Source organism: Pseudomonas umsongensis (assembly GCF_012647205.1).
Taxonomy (GTDB): Bacteria; Pseudomonadota; Gammaproteobacteria; order Pseudomonadales; family Pseudomonadaceae; genus Aquipseudomonas; species Aquipseudomonas umsongensis.
In genome coordinates this window covers 1,281,230-1,299,000 of record NZ_CP051487.1, presented here as the reverse complement: position 1 = coordinate 1,299,000, position 17,771 = coordinate 1,281,230, and the positions used below count along the sequence as shown (strand labels likewise).

Sequence of the window (17,771 nt, the reverse complement as noted above, 5' to 3'; positions counted from 1 at the left end):
AAACCTTTGGCGTAAAAGCTAGTCTCAAGAGTAAGCCGTACAACGGCTGTCGCCGGCATCTGCCGGACATTCCCCGCCTGCCGGGAGCAGGAGTGCAATGAGGTCATTATGAAAATCCGCGAGCTTGCCAACCACTGGGAAGAAAACGCCAAGGGTCGCCTGACCGACACAGGCTATTCGATTCATCTGGACGTGGAGGCTGCCGCACGGCTTGCGGCGATTATCGAGATGTACCCCAAGCGGCATCCTGAAGAACTGCTGGGCGAACTGATCGGGGCTGCCCTGGAAGAACTGGAAAAAAGCTTTCCCTATGTGAAAGGTTCCACCGTAGTCGCCACTGATGAAGAGGGCGATCCGTTGTACGAAGACATCGGCCCGACCCCACGTTTCCTCGCTTTGTCCCGTCGTCATTTGCATGACCTGTCGGCCGCTGGCGACAAGCAAAAGCACTGATTTTTTTTGTATTTGTCCCTCCTGAAAATCACTGTTCGCACCCCCTTCGAGGGGTGTGATCAGCTGTGTTCATCGCCACATTCCTCGATATAGAGCCCTTCGCGCTGCGTCGAAATTTTTTCGATAGCCAGCTAAATTTCTGAACTTTCAAAAAAAGCCTCGGGTCAACCCAGTAACCACGCCTGGGACGGCCGTTTCAAAAAGCCTTGTGAAATACGGTTTCGGCTCATTGCCCAGGATGGATATTCACGTTGCTCAGGAGTTAGCCCAATGGAGTTGAAAACGATGAAAACCCGAACTGGCAAATCCTCTTCCCTGCACGGACTGAAAATGGCGGCACTGGCCATCGGCACAGGCCTCGTGCTGGCCGGTTGCGCGGGTAACCCACCCACCGAGCAATTCGCCGTCACCGAGTCAGCGGTCAATAGCGCCGTCAGTGCCGGTGGTACCGAATTCGCTGCAGTGGAAATGAAGGCTGCACAAGACAAACTCAAGCAAGCCGAAATTGCCATGCACGACAAGAAGTTCGATCAAGCCAAGACCTTGGCCGAACAGGCTGAGTGGGACGCTCGTGTAGCCGAGCGCAAAGCCCAGGCGATGAAAGCCGAACAATCTGTGAAGGACTCTCAGAAAGGGGTTCAGGAACTGCGTCAGGAAAGCCAGCGCACCGTTCAGTAACAGCGCTGCACGACGTATTTCTTACTCGATTGAAAAGGACTAAAACCATGAATTCAAAAAATTTGATGATCCCTGCCCTGCTGGCCGCCAGCGTTACTTTGGCCGCATGCTCAACGCCACCGAACGCCAATCTGGAACAGGCCCGCACCAATTATTCCGGCCTGCAAGCCAACCCGCAGGCGAGCAAAGTCGCGGCGCTGGAAACCAAGGACGCCAGCGATTACCTGGACAAGGCCGACAAGGCCTACCTGGATAAGGAAGACCCGGCCAAGGTTGACCAGTTGGCCTACCTGACCAACCAGCGTGTCGAAGTGGCGAAACAGACCATCGCCCTGCGCACCGCCGAAGCCAATCTGAAAAACGCTTCTGCACAACGGGCCCAGGCGCGTCTTGACGCCCGCGACCAGCAGATCAAGCAGCTGCAGGACAGCCTCAATGCCAAACAGACCGATCGCGGCACGTTGGTGACCTTCGGTGATGTGCTGTTCGCCACCGACAAGGCCGAGCTGAAATCCAACGGCATGATGAACATCAACAAACTGGCCCAGTACCTTCAGGAGAATCCGGACCGCAAGGTGATTGTCGAGGGTTACACCGACAGCACCGGTACCGCCTCGCACAACCAGTCACTGTCGGAACGCCGCGCCAGCTCCGTGCGCATGGCGCTGGTGAAGATGGGTGTTGATCCAACCCGCATCGTCGCCCAGGGTTATGGCAAGGAATATCCCGTGGCGGAAAATACCAGTGTCTCGGGCCGGGCACAGAATCGTCGGGTGGAAGTGACGATTTCCAATGACAACCAGCCGGTGATTCCGCGTTCGGCGGTGAGCTCGAATTAAGCATCACGCAATAATCCAAAAGCCCCACCTGATCTGATCAGGCGGGGCTTTTAGTTTTCAAGATCAAAAGATCGCAGCCTTCGGCAGCTCCTACTGTTCCAGCTTCTGCGGGGTTTCCTGCCCCATGCAACGCACCGCTTTCTTCTTGTTGTTGACCAGCACGCCGGTCAGGCCTTTCTGTTCGGTGTCGAACAGCACCAACACGCCATCAATGCACTGCGCCACTTGCGCCGCCGGTTCCAGGGAGACCTTGTAGTCTTCGCCCGGCACGGTCTTGAGCATGGTGAATTCGTTGAGCAGCAACGCATCCTCTGGCTTGGCGAAGTGCAGGTAGCCGTACCACCACAAGGCCGCGACGGTGCCGAGGATGCTGCAGATACCGGTGATGATCAGCGGGATGGCGTTACGTTCTTCACTCATTGCGGGCTCTCTGGTGGTTCATTTTCAGAATGTTCGGGTGCCGGGTAATTGGGGATTTCGCCCAAGCGGCGCAGGCCGTTGAAATGCTGCGGGTCATCGAGATAACGCAACATGACTTTGCGCCAGACCGGGTCGGCGAATGTCTGCACGTGACCGCCACGGGTCAGTTGCAGCACCCTGGGCGGCGGCGCAGCTTGATACAGACGGATGCCGTTGGAAAGAGGCACGAGCGGATCGTCGATGCTGTGGTAGATCAGTTTCGGCACGCCATTGAGCTGAGCCATGGAATTGATCGCACTGTCGCCATCAGGCACCAGCCAGGACAGCGGCACCTGGAACGCCCAGAACACCCATGAATTGCTCAGCGCATAACGACCGACACTGCGGTAACTGGCAGGCACACCATCGAGCACAACCGCCTTCAGTTGTTTTTGCCGCTCGGGGTGTTGCACGAGGTAGTGAACCGCCATCGAACCGCCAAGGCTCTGTCCCAGCAAGATCAGCGGCTTGCCCTTGACCTCCGGGGCCTGGTCGAGCCATTGGAACGCGGCGTCGATGTCCTGATAGATCGCCGGCAAGCTCGGTTCGCCCTCGGACAAGCCGTAGCCGCGATAGTCCACCAGCAACACCTGGTAACCCTCTTTAGGCAGCCACCAACTCCCGCCCAGGTGCATGGGCAGGTTGCCACCGTTGCCGTGCAGGTGCAAAACGGTGCCTTTGACCTCGACACCTTTTTTTGCCGGCAGCCACCAGCCGTGCAGCTTGAGGCCGTCGGCGGTGGTCAGGGTGACATCGCGGTATTCGAGCTTGGCTTTTTCCGGGGTGAACAACTGGCCGGGTTCGGGGTAGAACAGCAGTGAGCTGCAACCGCTCAGGGCCAGGAGAAGGCAGAAGATGCCGAGGATTCTCATCCGGTGAAACCTCAATGTGGGTGATCGTTCCCATGCTCCGCGTGGGAATGCATAACGTGACGCTCCGCGTCACAGTGGACGCGGAGCGTCCATGGCGGCATTCCCACGCAGAGCGTGGGAACGATCTGATCAAAGGATATTGGAGTAATCCGCCTCGATCCGGTCCAGGCTCAGGTGATTGAGGAAGTTGGAGAAACACATCCACGCCGACAACGCGTTCATGTCGCGAAACTGTTCAGGCAGGTACTTGGGCGGCACCACCAGGCCTTCATCCACCAGCAGGCGCAAGGTGCGCATGTCTTCCAGGGTAGTCTTGCCGCAGAACAACAGCGGTATCTGCTCCAGCTTGCCTTTACGCACGGCCAGTTGAATGTAGTTGTAAATCATGATGAAGCCCTTGAGGTAGGACAAGTCTTTGGTGAATGGCAGACCTGTCGGCACCGAGCCGCGGAAAACGCGACTGGCGTTGCTGTAGCTCTCGGGCATCTCGAAGCCTTGTTCGCGGAAGAACTCGAACACCTGCAGGAAATCCGCGCCCTCCTCAACCATGTGAATGGCCCGCGTGCGGTTGGTCAGCTTGCGCAGGCGGCTCGGGTAGGAGGCAAAGGTGATGATTTCCATCAGGATCGCCAGGCCTTCCTGGGTCACCGTCGACGAGGGCGGCCCCTTGGACAGGAAGGTGCAGATCGGCTGGTTCAAACCGTTGAGGGTGGTACCGACATGCACCAGCCCTTCGTGGACCTCCAGGGCGCGCACATCGCGCTGATTGAACATCGCATCGGAGCGGATCTTGATGTAGTCAGCGCCGGCAGCCGCATCGGCGACGATGCCGTCAGACTCGAACACGCGGATGGTTTCCTCGGCTTCGCCAAATACTTTGTTCAAGCGATGTTGCAACAGGTCGACCGCTTCCTTGGCCGTCAGCGTCTTCGGTTCATCCTTGAGGTCGCCACGACCGTCGATGTTGTTCAGGTACTCGGACAGCATCATGCCCAGGTCGGACAGGGTCGGGTCGCCAGCATGAAAGGCGTCCGAGGCAGCGCCATACAACTCCTGGGAAATCAGGCCGAAATCCTCGGTGCCACGCGCTTCGAGCATGCGCACCACCATCCGGTATTCCTTGCACATGCGGCGCATGATTTGCCCGACCGGGTTGAACTGGCCAAGTTGACGGGTGATGTCGCGCTCGATGTTCTGGAATTCCAGCTTCACCTTGCTGGAATCGAAGGCCAGCGGACGGTTGAGATAGTAATCACGGTCCACCGCGGGCATTTCCTTGCCCTTGGCCTTGAGGAAGCCCTTGCGGATGTTGTCGTCCCATTTCACCGCATCGAGGACGCGAATCGGCGTCTGTGCCAGCACAATGCGATCGGACAAAATGCGTATCGACTGCTGGTAATCGTCCACCCGGAACTCCTGTTGAAACCTGTTGGTTATTGGGCCTTGGCCTGGCGCTGGTAGCGGACCGCTTCGACGAATACATCGGAGTTGGCGGGATCGTCGAGGTAGGCCGATACCTGGTCCATCTTGCTGTCGATCAACACGCCCTCGCCGTCGTCGGTCTGGAAGACTTCGCCACTGAGAATTTTCTGCCCAAGCGCCTGCTTGATTTGCTCGAGGTCGAGGTTGTACACCACCAGTTCGCGCTTGTCGGTGAGTTCGAAGCCGGCAATCGTGAAATGCCCGCCGAACCGGGCCGGCGCTTTCGCAGAGAGATACCAGCGGCTACCGTGGTGAGACACGGTAAATGGATAGGCCTCGCGTTCCTTGGGCCTGGCCTTGAAATAGCTGACTGCCTGATAGCGATTGTCGCCGATGCGCGTCAACTCAAGATTCAGCGGTTCACCCCAGGCATTGGTGCTGGTCCATTTTCCCAATAAACCTTTTGGTGCGGGCTCGCTCGTGGGCAGCGGCTCCTTGAAGGTCACCAGGCAGCCGCTGAGCAGCAGGAACGACAAGGCGATTACTACGGCGCACCAAGCTTTCATTCAACACTCCCTATCGACACACGATGACTTGTCCACGCTGATCGTTCCCACGCTCCGCGTGGGAACGATCGGTACGGGGGGCGCGTTATACCGAAGCCAGCACCAAATGCATATAACGCGTCAGTATGCCCAGCATCTCCTCTTCGGCGTCCGGCTCAGCGTCGTTGAGCAGGCCCTGATATTCCATCCGTCCGATTATCGCCGTCAACACTTTGGCGTCCTGCTGTGGTTCGCGAGAACCCAGCACCTGGAAAAGCTGGCAGGAACCCTGCAACAGGATTTGCTGATGGGAGCGCACCAACTCGGCCAGGCGCGGGTTCAGCAGCGCTTCCTGGCGGAACGCCTGCTCGGCCATCAAGTGCTCACGACGGGTGATCAGTTGCCGGTGCACATAGTCGGTCATCAACCGCGCAATGTCGTCCGCCAGTTTTGAACGAGCCTGCGCACTGCCGTCGCCACTGGCGATCATGTCGCGCAGCAGGCCCTCGTTATTCACCCACAGCTTGGCCATGTAGGCCGCGCTGCGCTCCACATACTGGGCGAAGGTATCGGTGAGCAGGTCATCGATATCCTTGAAGTAGTAAGTGGTCGCCGATAACGGCACTTGTGCCTCGGCAGCCACCGCGCGATGCCTTACGGCCCGTACGCCATCGCGCACGACAATGCGCATCGCGGCATCGAGAATGTCCTGTCGACGTTGCTCGCTGCCCTGCCGGCTGGCCTTGCGGCCCTGGTACTGAACACTTTCAGCAACCGCAGTGGCGATACCCGCTGCACCTTCTTGAGCCATTGCACGATTCACGACAGGTCTTTCCTCTCAGATGAAACTAACAAGTTGATACGTTTGTACCAGACAGGCAATAAAAAGCCGCCTGAAGAGGCGGCTTTTTATTGAAACACTTACGCTTGTGGCCGCATGTGCGGGAACAGGATCACGTCGCGGATCGACGGGGAGTTGGTCAACAACATCACCAGGCGGTCGATGCCGATGCCTTCACCGGCCGTCGGAGGCATGCCGTACTCCAGCGCGCGCACGAAGTCGGCGTCGTAGTGCATGGCTTCGTCGTCGCCGGCGTCCTTGTCGGCCACCTGGGCCATGAAACGCTCGGCCTGGTCTTCCGCGTCGTTCAACTCGGAGTAGGCGTTGGCGATTTCACGACCACCGATGAACAGCTCGAAGCGGTCGGTGACATTCGGGTTCTCGTCGTTGCGGCGAGCCAACGGCGATACTTCGAACGGGTACTGGGTAATGAAGTGCGGCTGCTCCAGCTTGTGCTCGACCAGCTCTTCGAAAATCATCACCTGCAGCTTGCCCAGGCCTTCGAAGCCCAGCACCTTGGCGCCGGCCTTCTTGGCGATGGCGCGAGCCTTGTCGATGTCGTTCAGGTCATCGGCGGTCAGCTCAGGGTTGTACTTGAGGATCGAGTCGAACACCGACAGGCGCACGAACGGCTCGCCGAAGTGGAACACCTTGTCGCCGTACGGCACGTCGGTGCTGCCCAGGACCAGCTGTGCCAGCTCACGGAACAGTTCTTCGGTCAGGTCCATGTTGTCTTCGTAGTCGGCGTAGGCCTGGTAGAACTCCAACATGGTGAATTCAGGGTTGTGACGAGTCGAAACGCCTTCGTTACGGAAGTTGCGGTTGATCTCGAACACTTTTTCGAAGCCACCAACCACCAGACGCTTCAGGTACAGCTCTGGCGCGATACGCAGGAACATTTCCATGTCCAGCGCGTTGTGGTGGGTTTCGAACGGCTTGGCCGCGGCACCGCCAGGAATGGTCTGCAGCATCGGCGTTTCGACTTCGAGGAAGTCGCGCTTCATCAGGAAGCTGCGAATGTGCGCGATCACTTGCGAACGTACGCGGAACGTCTGGCGCACGTCTTCGTTGACGATCAGGTCAACGTAACGCTGGCGATAGCGCTGTTCGGTGTCGGTCAGGCCATGGTGCTTGTCCGGCAGCGGGCGCAGGGACTTGGTCAGCAGGCGCACGTTGGTCATTTCAACGTACAGGTCACCTTTGCCGGAACGGGCCAGGGTGCCCTCGGCAGCAATGATGTCGCCCATGTCCCAGGTTTTCACCGCGGCCAGGGTGTCTTCGGACAGGGTCTTGCGGTTGACGTAGACCTGGATGCGACCGGTCATGTCCTGGATCACCATGAACGAGCCACGGTTGAGCATGATGCGACCGGCAACCTTGACCGGGATTGCAGCCTCTGCCAGCTCTTCCTTGGTCTTGTCCGCGTACTGTTTCTGCAAGTCATTGCAGTAGTTTTCGCGGCGGAAGTCGTTGGGGAAGGCATTGCCCTTGGCGCGCTCGGCAGCAAGCTTTTCCTTGCGCAGGGCGATCAGGGAGTTTTCTTCCTGTTGCAGGGCTTGCGGGTCGAGTTCTAGGTCGCTCATGTCTTTAAATATTCCATCACAGGTTCGTTGCCCCCGGGCCTGCGGCCCGGGGATCGCCAGCAAGCCGGCTCCTACAGGGATCGGGACCGATCCCGTATTGCATGTCTTACAGCCCTGATTTCAGGCTGGCTTCCAGGTATTCGTCGATATCGCCGTCGAGCACCTTGTCGCAGTCGCTGCGTTCGATGTTGGTACGTAGATCCTTGATCCGCGACGCATCGAGCACATAAGAACGGATCTGGTGACCCCAGCCGATATCCGACTTGGTGTCTTCCAGCGCCTGGGACGCGGCGTTGCGTTTCTGCATTTCCTGCTCATACAACTTGGCCCGCAGCATTTTCATGGCGGTGTCCTTGTTGGCATGCTGGGAACGTTCGTTCTGGCAGCTGACCACGGTATTGGTCGGTACGTGGGTGATACGTACGGCCGAGTCGGTGGTGTTTACGTGCTGACCACCGGCACCGGAGGAACGATAGGTGTCGATCCGCAAGTCCGCCGGGTTGATCTCGATTTCCACCTTGTCATCGATCTCTGGCGAGACAAAAACCGCCGAGAACGAAGTGTGACGACGGTTGCCAGAGTCGAACGGGCTCTTGCGAACCAGGCGATGTACGCCGATCTCGGTACGCAGCCAGCCAAAGGCGTATTCACCCTTGATGTGCACGGTCGCGCCCTTGATGCCAGCGACTTCACCGGCCGACAGTTCCATGATGGTGGCGTCGAAACCGCGTTTGTCAGCCCAGCGCAGATACATGCGCAGCAGGATGTTGGCCCAGTCCTGGGCCTCGGTGCCACCGGAGCCGGCCTGGATATCCAGGTAGGCGTTGTTCGGGTCCATTTCATGGCTGAACATGCGGCGGAATTCAAGCTTGGCGAGGTTTTCCTCAAGACGGGCCAGCTCGGCGACGACATCGCCCACTGCGCCTTCGTCGTTTTCTTCGACAGCCATGTCCAGCAGGTCGCGGCAATCGGCCAGACCCGTGTTCAGTTCGTCGAGGGTCTCGACGATCTGCGCCAGCGCAGCGCGCTCGCGGCCCAGTTCCTGGGCGTATTCAGGTTTGTTCCAGACACTCGGATCTTCAAGCTCGCGATTGACCTCGGTCAGGCGCTCATGCTTTTGATCGTAGTCAAAGATACCCCCGAATAGTTTCGGAGCGCTCGGACAGGTCCTTGATGGTGTTAAGGATCGGGTTGATTTCCATGGCGGGCAGCACTCGTTGGCGAACTTTTGAAAGCCGGCGAGTATAACGGTAAACGGCCGGAAACGGCAGTCCGCTTGGCCGAAAAGGCGGGGTTCACCTACGCCCTCTGCAACTGTGGAGATCACCTGTGGCGAGGGGATTTATCCCCGTTGGACTGCGCAGCAGTCCCGTTGTTGGGGCCCCTTCGCAGCCCAGCGGGGATAAATCCCCTCGCCACAGGGTGTTTTGTGTCGGTCAGCCTATGCCCACCTGATTACGCCCGTTGTTCTTCGCCTGGTACAACCCCTTGTCCGCCGCCGAGATCAATTCACGACAATTGCTGCCAGATGTCGGGATGATGGTAGACAGGCCGATGCTGATGGTCAGGCTCGATCCTTCGGTCGGGGCTATATGCGGGATCTTCAGCGCGGCCACGGTCATGCGCAGTTTTTCCGCCACCAGCCGCGCGCCGCCCTGCGAGGTGTTGGGCAGTACCAGGGCGAATTCTTCGCCGCCGTAGCGGGCCGGGAGGTCGGAAGGTCGGGAGCTGGCGTCGCGGATCGCCGCGGCGACCTGGCGCAGGGCTTCGTCGCCTTCCAGATGGCCGAAGGTGTCGTTGTAGGTCTTGAAGTAGTCCACATCGATCATCAGCAACGACAATTGGGTCTGCTCACGCAGCGAGCGGCGCCATTCGAGTTCCAGGTATTCATCGAAATGCCGACGGTTCGACAGCCCGGTCAGGCCGTCGGAGTTCATCAGGCGTTGCAACACCAGGTTGGTGTCGAGCAACTGTTGCTGGCTGACCCGCAAAGCGCGGTAGGCCGCATCACGCTGCAGCAGCGTCATGTAGGAGCGCGAGTGATAGCGAATGCGCGCCACCAGCTCGATGTTGTCCGGCAGCTTGACCAGGTAGTCGTTGGCCCCGGCCGCGAACGCCGCGCTCTTGATCAGCGGGTCTTCCTTGGTCGACAGGACGATGATCGGAATGTCCCTGGTCGCCGGGTGGTTGCGGTATTCGCGCACCAGGCTCAGGCCATCGAGGCCGGGCATGACCAGGTCCTGCAGGATCACCGTCGGCTTGATGCGCACGGCATGGGCGATGGCCTGGTGCGGGTCGGCGCAAAAGTGGAAGTCGATGTTTTCTTCGTTCGACAAACCGCGTCGTACGGCCTCGCCGATCATCGCCTGATCGTCCACCAACAACACCATGGCGGCATTTTCGTCAGTCTTGAAGTCGTCGAGCTGTAAATCATTCATGTGCGTTCACCTGAATACTACTTGGGCCAGGAATGCGGTTGAAAGGGTCACTTGGGGAATATCTCCAGCAATCGTGGCGCTATCTGTTCCAGCGGGCGTATTTCCACGGCGGCATCGATGGCGGCTGCCGCCTTCGGCATGCCATACACCGCACTGCTTTGTTGATCTTGTGCGATGGTCAGGTAGCCATGCTGGCGCATGAGTTTAAGCCCTTGCGCCCCATCGCGCCCCATGCCGGTCAACAAAACGCCAACCGCATCGCCATTCCAGTAACTGGCCACGCTCTCGAAAAACACATCGATAGAGGGCCTGTAGATCTCGTTGACCGGTTCGGCCGTGTAGGCCAGCTTGCCGTTTTTCAACAAACGAATATGGTGGTTGGTGCCCGCCAGCAGCACGGTGCCGCTTTGCGGCGGCTCGCCCTCCTGGGCCAGGCGCACGTTCAGGCCGCTGGCGCTGCCGAGCCATTCGGCCATGCCAGCGGCAAATACCTGGTCAACGTGTTGGACCAAGACGATGGCCGGGGAAAAATCCCGCGGCAATCCCTTGAGCAGGCATTCCAAAGCCGCCGGCCCGCCAGCGGATGAACCGATGGCGATCAGGCTCTGGCGTGGGCCCGAACTGCGCGTCGGATCCGGTGCCAATCGTTCCCGATTGCCCTTGTCGCCGATCAGCCAGCCGATATTCATGATTTTGCGTAACAGCGGTGCCGCCGCTTCCTGGGCATTACCCGCACCGAGGGCCGGCGTGTCGACCACATCCAGGGCGCCATGGCCCATGGCCTCGAAGACCCGATGCACGTTCTGCTGGCGATCGACGGTGACGATGACGATCGCGCAGGGCGTTTCAGCCATGATGCGCCGGGTGGCCTCCACTCCGTCCATCACCGGCATGATCAAATCCATCAGGATCAGGTCTGGCGTCTGTTCGGCACACTTTTGCACCGCCTCGCGGCCGTTGCCCGCCACCCAGATCACCTGGTGGGTCGGCTCGAAAGCCAATGCCCGGCGCAAGGCTTCCACGGCCATTGGCATGTCATTGACGATTGCGATCTTCATGCCCGTGCTCCTCCTATGAGCTCAACCACTGCATCGAGCAAGGCATCGTCGTGAAAACTGGCTTTGGCTAGATAATAGTCGGCCCCGGCGTCCAGTCCACGACGACGGTCTTCTTCACGATCCTTGTAGGACACCACCATCACCGGCAGCGATTGCAGACGATTGTCCCGGCGCAACAACGACACCAGCTCGATGCCGTCCATGCGCGGCATGTCGATGTCGGTGATCAGCAGGTCGAAATCTTCGGAACGCAAGGCATTCCAGCCATCCATGCCGTCGACCGCCACGGCCACGTCATAACCTCGATTTAGCAGCAGTTTGCGCTGCAGCTCACGCACGGTCAGGGAGTCATCGACGACCAGGACTCGCTTGCGGGCTGCTGCGACGACCTGGTTGCTGTGGCGCGCAATGCGCTCCAGGCGCCCGGTGTTGAGCAATTTATCCACCGAACGCAGCATGTCTTCGACGTCGACGATCAACACCACCGAACCGTCGTCGAGCAGAGCGCCGGCGGAGATATCCTGGACCTTGCCGAGGCGCTCATCCAGGGGCAATACAACCAATGTCCGCTCGCCGATAAAGCGTTCTACCGCAATGCCATATATCGCATCACGCTCGCGGATCACCACGACTTTCAGGGTTTGCTGGCTGCCTTGACTGGCCGGACGCTGCAACAGTTGACTGGCGGCGACCAGCCCGACATGCCGGCCTTCATGCCAAAAATGCTGGCGGCCCTCGACCTGAACGATATCCGCCGGCTCCAGATCACACATGCGTTCAATGTGGGCCAGCGGGAAGGCATAAGCCTCTTCACCGACTTCCACCACCAGGCTGCGCACCACGGACAGGGTCAGGGGCACCTCGAGATGGAAACGACTGCCCTCGCCCGCCGTCTGCTCCAGCACCACCGCACCGCGCAACTGGCGAACCATGTGCTGCACCGCATCCAGGCCAACGCCGCGCCCGGAGACTTCGGTGACAGTGTCGCGCAGACTGAAGCCGGGCAGGAAAAGGAAGGTCAGCAGTTCCTCTTCACTCAATTGCGCGGCGGTATCGGCCGGGGATAACTGGCGTTCGACGATGCTGCGACGGACCTTTTCCAGATCGACCCCGTTACCGTCATCGCTCAGTTGCAGCACCAGCAACCCGGCCTGATGGGACGCGCGCAGACGAATCAGGCCCTCTGCTGGCTTACCCGCCAACAGCCTTTGTTCCGGGCTTTCGATACCGTGATCGACGGCATTGCGCAGCAAGTGAGTCAGTGGCGCTTCGAGTTTTTCCAGGACGTCGCGATCGACCTGGGTCTTTTCGCCCTCGATCTCCAGCCGCACTTGCTTGCCGAGGCTACGACCGAGGTCGCGGACCATCCGCACCTGCCCCGTCAAGACATCGGCGAACGGCCGCATGCGACAAGCCAGGGCGGTGTCGTACAACACCTGCGCGCGCTGGCTGGCCTGCCAGGCAAACTCATCCAGTTCGGCGTTTTTTTCCAGCAGCAATTGCTGGGACTCCGCCAGGAGCCGGCGTGCATCGTCGAGGGCTTCCCGGGCTTCGAGGCTCAGGACTTGCTCCTTGAGATGGACGTTGAGGTTTTCCAGCGCCCGCTGACTGTTGCTCTGCATGCGCTTGAGCCGCTGCATGGTGGCCAGGTGCGGTTTGAGCCGCAGGGTTTCCACCAGGGATTTACTCGACAGATCGAGCAGACTGTTCAAGCGCTCGGCAGTCACGCGCAGTACGCGCTCGCCGTTTTCGGTGGTGCGCCTGGCCAGTTTCGGCGATACCGCCAGCGATTCGACGGGCGCCGCCGGCTCTTCGATCGTGGGTGCGGGCGCTTCAACTTGCAGCTCGGCCATCACCAGCGCGGCGGGGGTCATGCTCGGTATCGCAGCAGCCATTGGATCGAGCAAGCGCCCCATCAATACGACATACGCTTCGATGTCCGCAGCGCCCGGCGCATTGTTCGGTGTCGCGATGCGCATCAGCAGGTCGGTGCCTTGCAGCAACGCATCAATGTGTTCCGGGCGCAGGTACAAGCGCCCTTCCTGGGCACTGACCAGGCAATCTTCCATGACATGGGCAACGCTGACGCCAGCATCGACGCCGACGATCCGGGCCGCGCCTTTTAGCGAATGTGCCGCACGCATGCACGATTCGAGATGATCAGCCTGGGTCGGATCACGTTCCAGCGCCAACAAACCTGCGCTCAGCACCTGGGTCTGGGCCTCGGCTTCCAGGCTGAACAGCTCCAGCAACGAAGAGTCGCGCATTTGCTCGGGGGTCATGTGAGGCTCCGGGTCACGGCGGACATCAGCTGATCTTCATCCAGCCAGCGCAGGCTGCGACCTTTGAATTGCATCACGCCACGGGTGTACTTGGCACTGGCCTGCGCGCCAGTGCGGGACGCCGCTTCGAGGATGCGTTCGTCGATGGCATGTATTCCGTCCACTTCGTCTACCGGCACCACCACGGGACCGCCGTGGGCGGCGATGATCAGCATGCGCGGCACGACTCGCGCGCCGCTGGCAACGCTGCTGGTGCTATCGAGACCCAGCAACTCGACCAGAGAGAGGCACGCCACCAACGCACCCCGTACATTCGCCACCCCTAGCAAGGCCCGGGAGCGTTGATGGGGCAATGAATGAATGGTTTGCAACGGCGCCACTTCGACCAGGCTGCGAGTGGAAAGCGCCAGCCATTCTTCGCCGAGGCGGAACATCAGCAGCGAACGGGTTTTCACCTCGCTTTCGACGGCAATGGACGCTGATGCGCGTTCCTCCTGCTGCAACGCGTAGCGATCCAGCAAGCGCGTGGCGGCCGCCGAATACACCGCGCAATTGCGGCAGTGAATGTGTTCGCTCAGCAGTGGGCAGGACTTGTCGCCGTGAATGCCAATGCGATTCCAGCAGTCGTCGATGGACTGGGCATCTTCATGGGTGACGTTCAAGGAGTCGGAGGCGATCATCGTTTACGCTCACTGTCGGCGGCGCGCTCGCTGCGGGCGGCGCGATCCTGCAATCGTCTGGCTCCCGCGGTATCCCCCTGGGATTGCAGCAAGGCGGCCAAGTGCATCAATGCGTCGGCATGTTGCGGGTCGAGGTACAACGCCTTGCGATAAAAGCCCTGGGCTTCAAGGACGCTGCCGGCGACATCGCTGAGCAGCCCCAGCCAATAAAACACCTGGGCCACCGGTTCGTGGTGGCGTAGATAGTTATCACAAGCGGCACGAGCTTCGGCGCTTTTGCCTTCGTTGGCCAGCGCGGCGACGTTCGCCAGCAGCGCGGCGGCGTCGGATGTGCTTGGTGCGACCGGGTGCGATACCTGCTTGACGCTGGCGAACGGGCGCCGTTGAGTCGGTACCGGCGCAACCCTGCGCACGGGTTGCGGCACTGGCAACGGTGTGGGTACGAATGCCGGCAGCGGCTCGGGTTCCGGAGCGCTATGGCGACTGAAGGCAAAGGATTGTGGGATGCCAATCGAACGCATGCCCAGGCGCCCCAGCAGACTGCCCTCCGCCGGGCCGATAAACAGTACCCCATCAACATGGGTCAAGCGCTTGAGTACCTCGAAAACCTGTTTCTGTGTTGGCAGATCGAAGTAGATCAGCAGATTGCGGCAGAACACGAAGTCAAAGGGTGGCTCGCTGGCGAGCAAGGTCGGATCGAGCAGATTGCCGACCTGCAGGCGCACTTGCTCCAGTACCGGGGCGCTGAGTCGATAGCCGTCGTTTTCGGCGCTGAAATGGCGGTCACGAAACGCAATGTCCTGACCGCGAAACGAATTTTTGCCGTATAGCGCTCGTCGGGCTTTTTCCACCGACAAAGGGCTGACGTCCATGCCATCGACCTTGAACTGGTGCGGCTTGAACCCGGCATCCAGCAGCGCCATGGCAATGGAATAAGGCTCTTCGCCGGTGGAGCACGGCAGGCTCAGAATCCGCAGGGCGCGCATGTTGTTGAGCTCGGCCAGGCGCCTGGTCGCCAGTTTCGCCAGGGTGGTGAAAGATTCCGGGTAACGGAAAAACCAGGTTTCAGGGACGATCACCGCTTCGATCAACGCCTGCTGCTCGTCGCTTGAACACTGCAAGGTGCACCAATATTCGTCGGCCGTCTGCGCTTGGGACGCGGCACTGCGTTGGCGTACCGCACGCTCGATGATCGCCGGGCCGACCGACGTCACGTCGAGGCCGATACGCTCCTTGAGAAAATCGAAAAACCGCTGGTCGCTGCTCATTGCCACTGCTCCAGCAATGCCAGGTCCAGGGGTGGCGTCGGGTACAACAGCGCACGGACCTGATCGTCCAGCAGGTCGGCCACCCGCACCCATTGCAACAAACCCTGGGCATCTTCACGTACGGGCCCCAGGTACGGTGCCTGTGGATTGTCCAGGCCATAGGGCTGAAATTCCGCTGGGTTGCAACGCACGGTGTCGGTGGCCCGTTCCAGAATCAGACCGAGTAATTGCGCCTGGGCGGTTGCATCCGGCCGGTAATGCACCAGCACCAGGCGCGTGCTGGTGCGCGCCTGCGCGGGCGTGCCGAAGGTCAATGCACTGAGGTCGATGACCGGCACCACCGCGCCACGATAGGCCAATACCCCGGCGACCCAGTGCGGCGCCTGGGCAATCGGCTTCAATGGCAGGCGCGACAGCACTTCCGCCACCTCGATCGCCTGCAAGGCATACCGCTCGTGACCGATGCGAAACACCAGGAATAACGCGTGCGCCGCCTGTTTCACGGCAGAGCGCTTGGCCGTGAGTTCGCTCATCAGACTTTGAATCGCGAGACGCCGCTACGCAGCCCTACCGCCACCTGGCTCAGCTCGTCGATGGCGAAGCTGGCCTGGCGCAGGGATTCGACGGTCTGGCTGCTGGCATCACCCAATTGCACCAGCGCGTGGTTGATCTGCTCGGCGCCGGTGGCCTGGGCCTGCATGCCTTCGTTGACCATCAACACCCGCGGCGCCAGCGCCTGGACCTGATGGATGATCTGCGACAACTGCTCGCCCACCTGCTGCACCTCGAACATGCCGCGGCGCACTTCCTCGGAGAATTTGTCCATGCCCATCACACCGGCCGACACCGCCGATTGAATTTCGCGCACCATCTGCTCGATGTCGTAGGTGGCGACGGCGGTCTGGTCCGCCAGACGCCGGACTTCAGTCGCAACCACGGCAAAACCTCGACCGTATTCGCCGGCCTTCTCGGCTTCGATAGCCGCGTTGAGCGACAACAGGTTGGTCTGATCGGCGACCTTGACGATGGTGACCACCACCTGGTTAATGTTGCCGGCCTTCTCGTTGAGGATCGCCAGCTTGGCGTTGACCAGGTCGGCCGCGCCCATCACCGAATGCATGGTCTCTTCCATGCGCGCCAGGCCCTGTTGCCCGGAACCGGCGGCCACCGAAGCCTGGTCGGCGGCGGTGGACACTTCGGTCATGGTGCGTACCAGGTCACGAGACGTAGCGGCGATTTCCCGGGAAGTCGCGCCGATTTCAGTGGTGGTCGCGGCCGTTTCGGTGGCGGTGGCCTGCTGTTGCTTGGACGTCGCGGCGATCTCGGTGACCGATGTGGTCACTTGCACCGACGAGCGCTGGGCCTGGGACACCAGGGCGGTCAGCTCGGTCATCATGTCGTTGAAGCCGGTTTCCACGGCACCGAATTCGTCCTTGCGCTCAAGATTGAGACGCGAGCTCAGATCGCCCGTGCGCATGATTTCGAGGATTTGCACGATACGATTCATCGGCGCCATGATGGCGCGCATCAGCAGCAGGCCGCAAAGGCCGGCGGCCAATACCGCGAACACCAGGGAAATACCCATGATGATCTTGGCGGTGAGTACCGCATCGTCGATGGCCGCCACAGCCTGGTCTGCCACTGCTTTGTTGTGGCGCAGAATATCACTGAGCTTCATTCGACCCGCTGTCCAGACGGGGGTCAGCTCTTCGTTGAACATCCTGATGGCTTCGGCGTCCTGGTTGCGTTTATGCAAATCCGTAACGGCGAGCAGGATGCGGTGGTAGTCCGCGTGGAGTTTTTCAAACGCGGCATATTCGACCTTGTCTTCATCCGTCGTCACCGTGGCGCGATAAAGCTCCATCTGCTCTTGCAAGCGCGCGGAGAAATCCTTGAAATCCGAGGCATCCTTGGCGGTGAAGCCCTGTCCCTGCTCCAGCCCGAGCATCTCCAACATCCGCAAGTAACTGTCGGACCAGGCGCCGCGGACCATCGAGCTGTAATACAAGCCCGGCAGCGCATCCTCACGAACGCTGGCTTCGCTGGTCTCGATCTTCAACAAGCGCGAATACGAGACGACCACCATCAGCAACATGATGGCGATAATTACCGCAAAGCTCGCCAAAATGCGTTGGCGCAACGTCCAGTTCTTCACAGTCAATCCTCGGGGCCATTTTGAAATGCGGGGAGTATAGCCGAGGGCGCTGTTTCATTTATAAGACGGTTGCGCCACTTCTCATCTCTTGGCAAAAAAAATCGAAGTGGTCGGTTTATAGTCAAAAGATCGCAGCCTGCGGCAGCTCCTACAGGTGCACGCCGATCCCTTGTAGGAGCTGCCGCAGGCTGCGATCTT

17 protein-coding genes are annotated in these 17,771 nt (G+C 60.0%); 3 read left to right on the top strand and 14 right to left on the bottom strand.

From position 1 onward, the window contains the following. Nucleotides 1-108: 108 nt before the first annotated feature. The 3 genes from HGP31_RS05775 to lptF all read left to right on the top strand — a co-directional run bounded on the left by HGP31_RS05775 (nt 109) and on the right by lptF (nt 1,970). Entirely contained in the window at nt 109-453 is a 345-nt protein-coding gene (locus tag HGP31_RS05775; protein WP_020799647.1) for a hypothetical protein, read from the top strand. 270 nt (nt 454-723) lie between these two features. Further along, entirely contained in the window at nt 724-1,131 is a 408-nt protein-coding gene (locus HGP31_RS05770; protein ID WP_020799648.1) for a DUF4398 domain-containing protein, read from the top strand. A gap of 47 nt (nt 1,132-1,178) precedes the next feature. Further along, the gene (gene lptF, locus HGP31_RS05765) at nt 1,179-1,970 is read left to right on the top strand and encodes a lipotoxin F family OmpA-related lipoprotein LptF (protein WP_020799649.1); all 792 of its coding nucleotides are present in this window, start codon (nt 1,179-1,181) and stop codon (nt 1,968-1,970) included. Between the two features lie 90 nt (nt 1,971-2,060). Here lptF and HGP31_RS05760 read toward each other — a convergent pair whose 3' ends face one another. The 14 genes from HGP31_RS05760 to HGP31_RS05695 form a co-directional block, all read right to left on the bottom strand. Next, a complete protein-coding gene (locus tag HGP31_RS05760) occupies nt 2,061-2,390 on the bottom strand; it encodes a PA3694 family proteiin (RefSeq protein ID WP_020799650.1) in 330 nt (109 codons plus the stop codon). After that, complete coding sequence (locus tag HGP31_RS05755) at nt 2,387-3,301, bottom strand: alpha/beta hydrolase (protein ID WP_168757310.1); 915 nt, start codon at nt 3,299-3,301, stop codon at nt 2,387-2,389. The genes HGP31_RS05760 and HGP31_RS05755 overlap by 4 nt, the downstream gene beginning before the upstream one ends. A gap of 129 nt (nt 3,302-3,430) precedes the next feature. After that, the gene (locus HGP31_RS05750) at nt 3,431-4,708 is read right to left on the bottom strand and encodes a flavohemoglobin expression-modulating QEGLA motif protein (RefSeq protein ID WP_020799652.1); all 1,278 of its coding nucleotides are present in this window, start codon (nt 4,706-4,708) and stop codon (nt 3,431-3,433) included. A 26-nt stretch (nt 4,709-4,734) separates the two neighbouring features. Next, nucleotides 4,735-5,289: a hypothetical protein gene (locus HGP31_RS05745; RefSeq protein WP_168757309.1), complete on the bottom strand. Its 555-nt coding sequence runs from the start codon at nt 5,287-5,289 to the stop codon at nt 4,735-4,737. Between the two features lie 85 nt (nt 5,290-5,374). Next, on the bottom strand, nt 5,375-6,091 hold the full coding sequence (locus HGP31_RS05740; RefSeq protein WP_020799654.1) for a TetR/AcrR family transcriptional regulator: 717 nt from the start codon (nt 6,089-6,091) through the stop codon (nt 5,375-5,377). 98 nt (nt 6,092-6,189) lie between these two features. Beyond that, nucleotides 6,190-7,692, bottom strand: a complete 1,503-nt coding sequence (gene lysS, locus HGP31_RS05735; RefSeq protein WP_033043263.1) for a lysine--tRNA ligase — start codon at nt 7,690-7,692, stop codon at nt 6,190-6,192. Between the two features lie 106 nt (nt 7,693-7,798). Then, nucleotides 7,799-8,894, bottom strand: a protein-coding gene (prfB, locus tag HGP31_RS05730) for a peptide chain release factor 2 (RefSeq protein ID WP_103394385.1) whose coding sequence is annotated in 2 segments (ribosomal slippage) — nt 7,799-8,821 and nt 8,823-8,894 — 1,095 coding nt in all. Because the reading frame shifts where the segments join, the coding sequence is not laid out codon by codon here. Nucleotides 8,895-9,128: 234 nt separating this feature from the next. Beyond that, complete coding sequence (locus HGP31_RS05725) at nt 9,129-10,130, bottom strand: response regulator (RefSeq protein WP_168757308.1); 1,002 nt, start codon at nt 10,128-10,130, stop codon at nt 9,129-9,131. Nucleotides 10,131-10,177: 47 nt separating this feature from the next. Next, entirely contained in the window at nt 10,178-11,188 is a 1,011-nt protein-coding gene (gene cheB / locus HGP31_RS05720) for a chemotaxis response regulator protein-glutamate methylesterase (RefSeq protein WP_168757307.1), read from the bottom strand. Beyond that, nucleotides 11,185-13,470: a hybrid sensor histidine kinase/response regulator gene (locus HGP31_RS05715; protein ID WP_168757306.1), complete on the bottom strand. Its 2,286-nt coding sequence runs from the start codon at nt 13,468-13,470 to the stop codon at nt 11,185-11,187. The genes cheB and HGP31_RS05715 overlap by 4 nt, the downstream gene beginning before the upstream one ends. Next, nucleotides 13,467-14,150 carry a chemotaxis protein CheW gene (locus HGP31_RS05710; RefSeq protein WP_168757305.1) on the bottom strand — a complete coding sequence of 228 codons (684 nt, stop codon included), beginning with the start codon at nt 14,148-14,150 and terminating at the stop codon, nt 13,467-13,469. The genes HGP31_RS05715 and HGP31_RS05710 overlap by 4 nt, the downstream gene beginning before the upstream one ends. Continuing rightward, nucleotides 14,147-15,418 carry a CheR family methyltransferase gene (locus tag HGP31_RS05705; protein ID WP_168757304.1) on the bottom strand — a complete coding sequence of 424 codons (1,272 nt, stop codon included), beginning with the start codon at nt 15,416-15,418 and terminating at the stop codon, nt 14,147-14,149. The genes HGP31_RS05710 and HGP31_RS05705 overlap by 4 nt, the downstream gene beginning before the upstream one ends. After that, nucleotides 15,415-15,951 (bottom strand): chemotaxis protein CheW, encoded by a 537-nt coding sequence (locus tag HGP31_RS05700; RefSeq protein ID WP_033043254.1) that lies wholly within the window; start codon nt 15,949-15,951, stop codon nt 15,415-15,417. Before HGP31_RS05700 ends, HGP31_RS05705 begins: the two co-directional genes overlap by 4 nt. Next, the gene (locus HGP31_RS05695) at nt 15,951-17,573 is read right to left on the bottom strand and encodes a methyl-accepting chemotaxis protein (protein ID WP_083348309.1); all 1,623 of its coding nucleotides are present in this window, start codon (nt 17,571-17,573) and stop codon (nt 15,951-15,953) included. The genes HGP31_RS05700 and HGP31_RS05695 overlap by 1 nt, the downstream gene beginning before the upstream one ends. Nucleotides 17,574-17,771 lie beyond the last annotated feature (198 nt).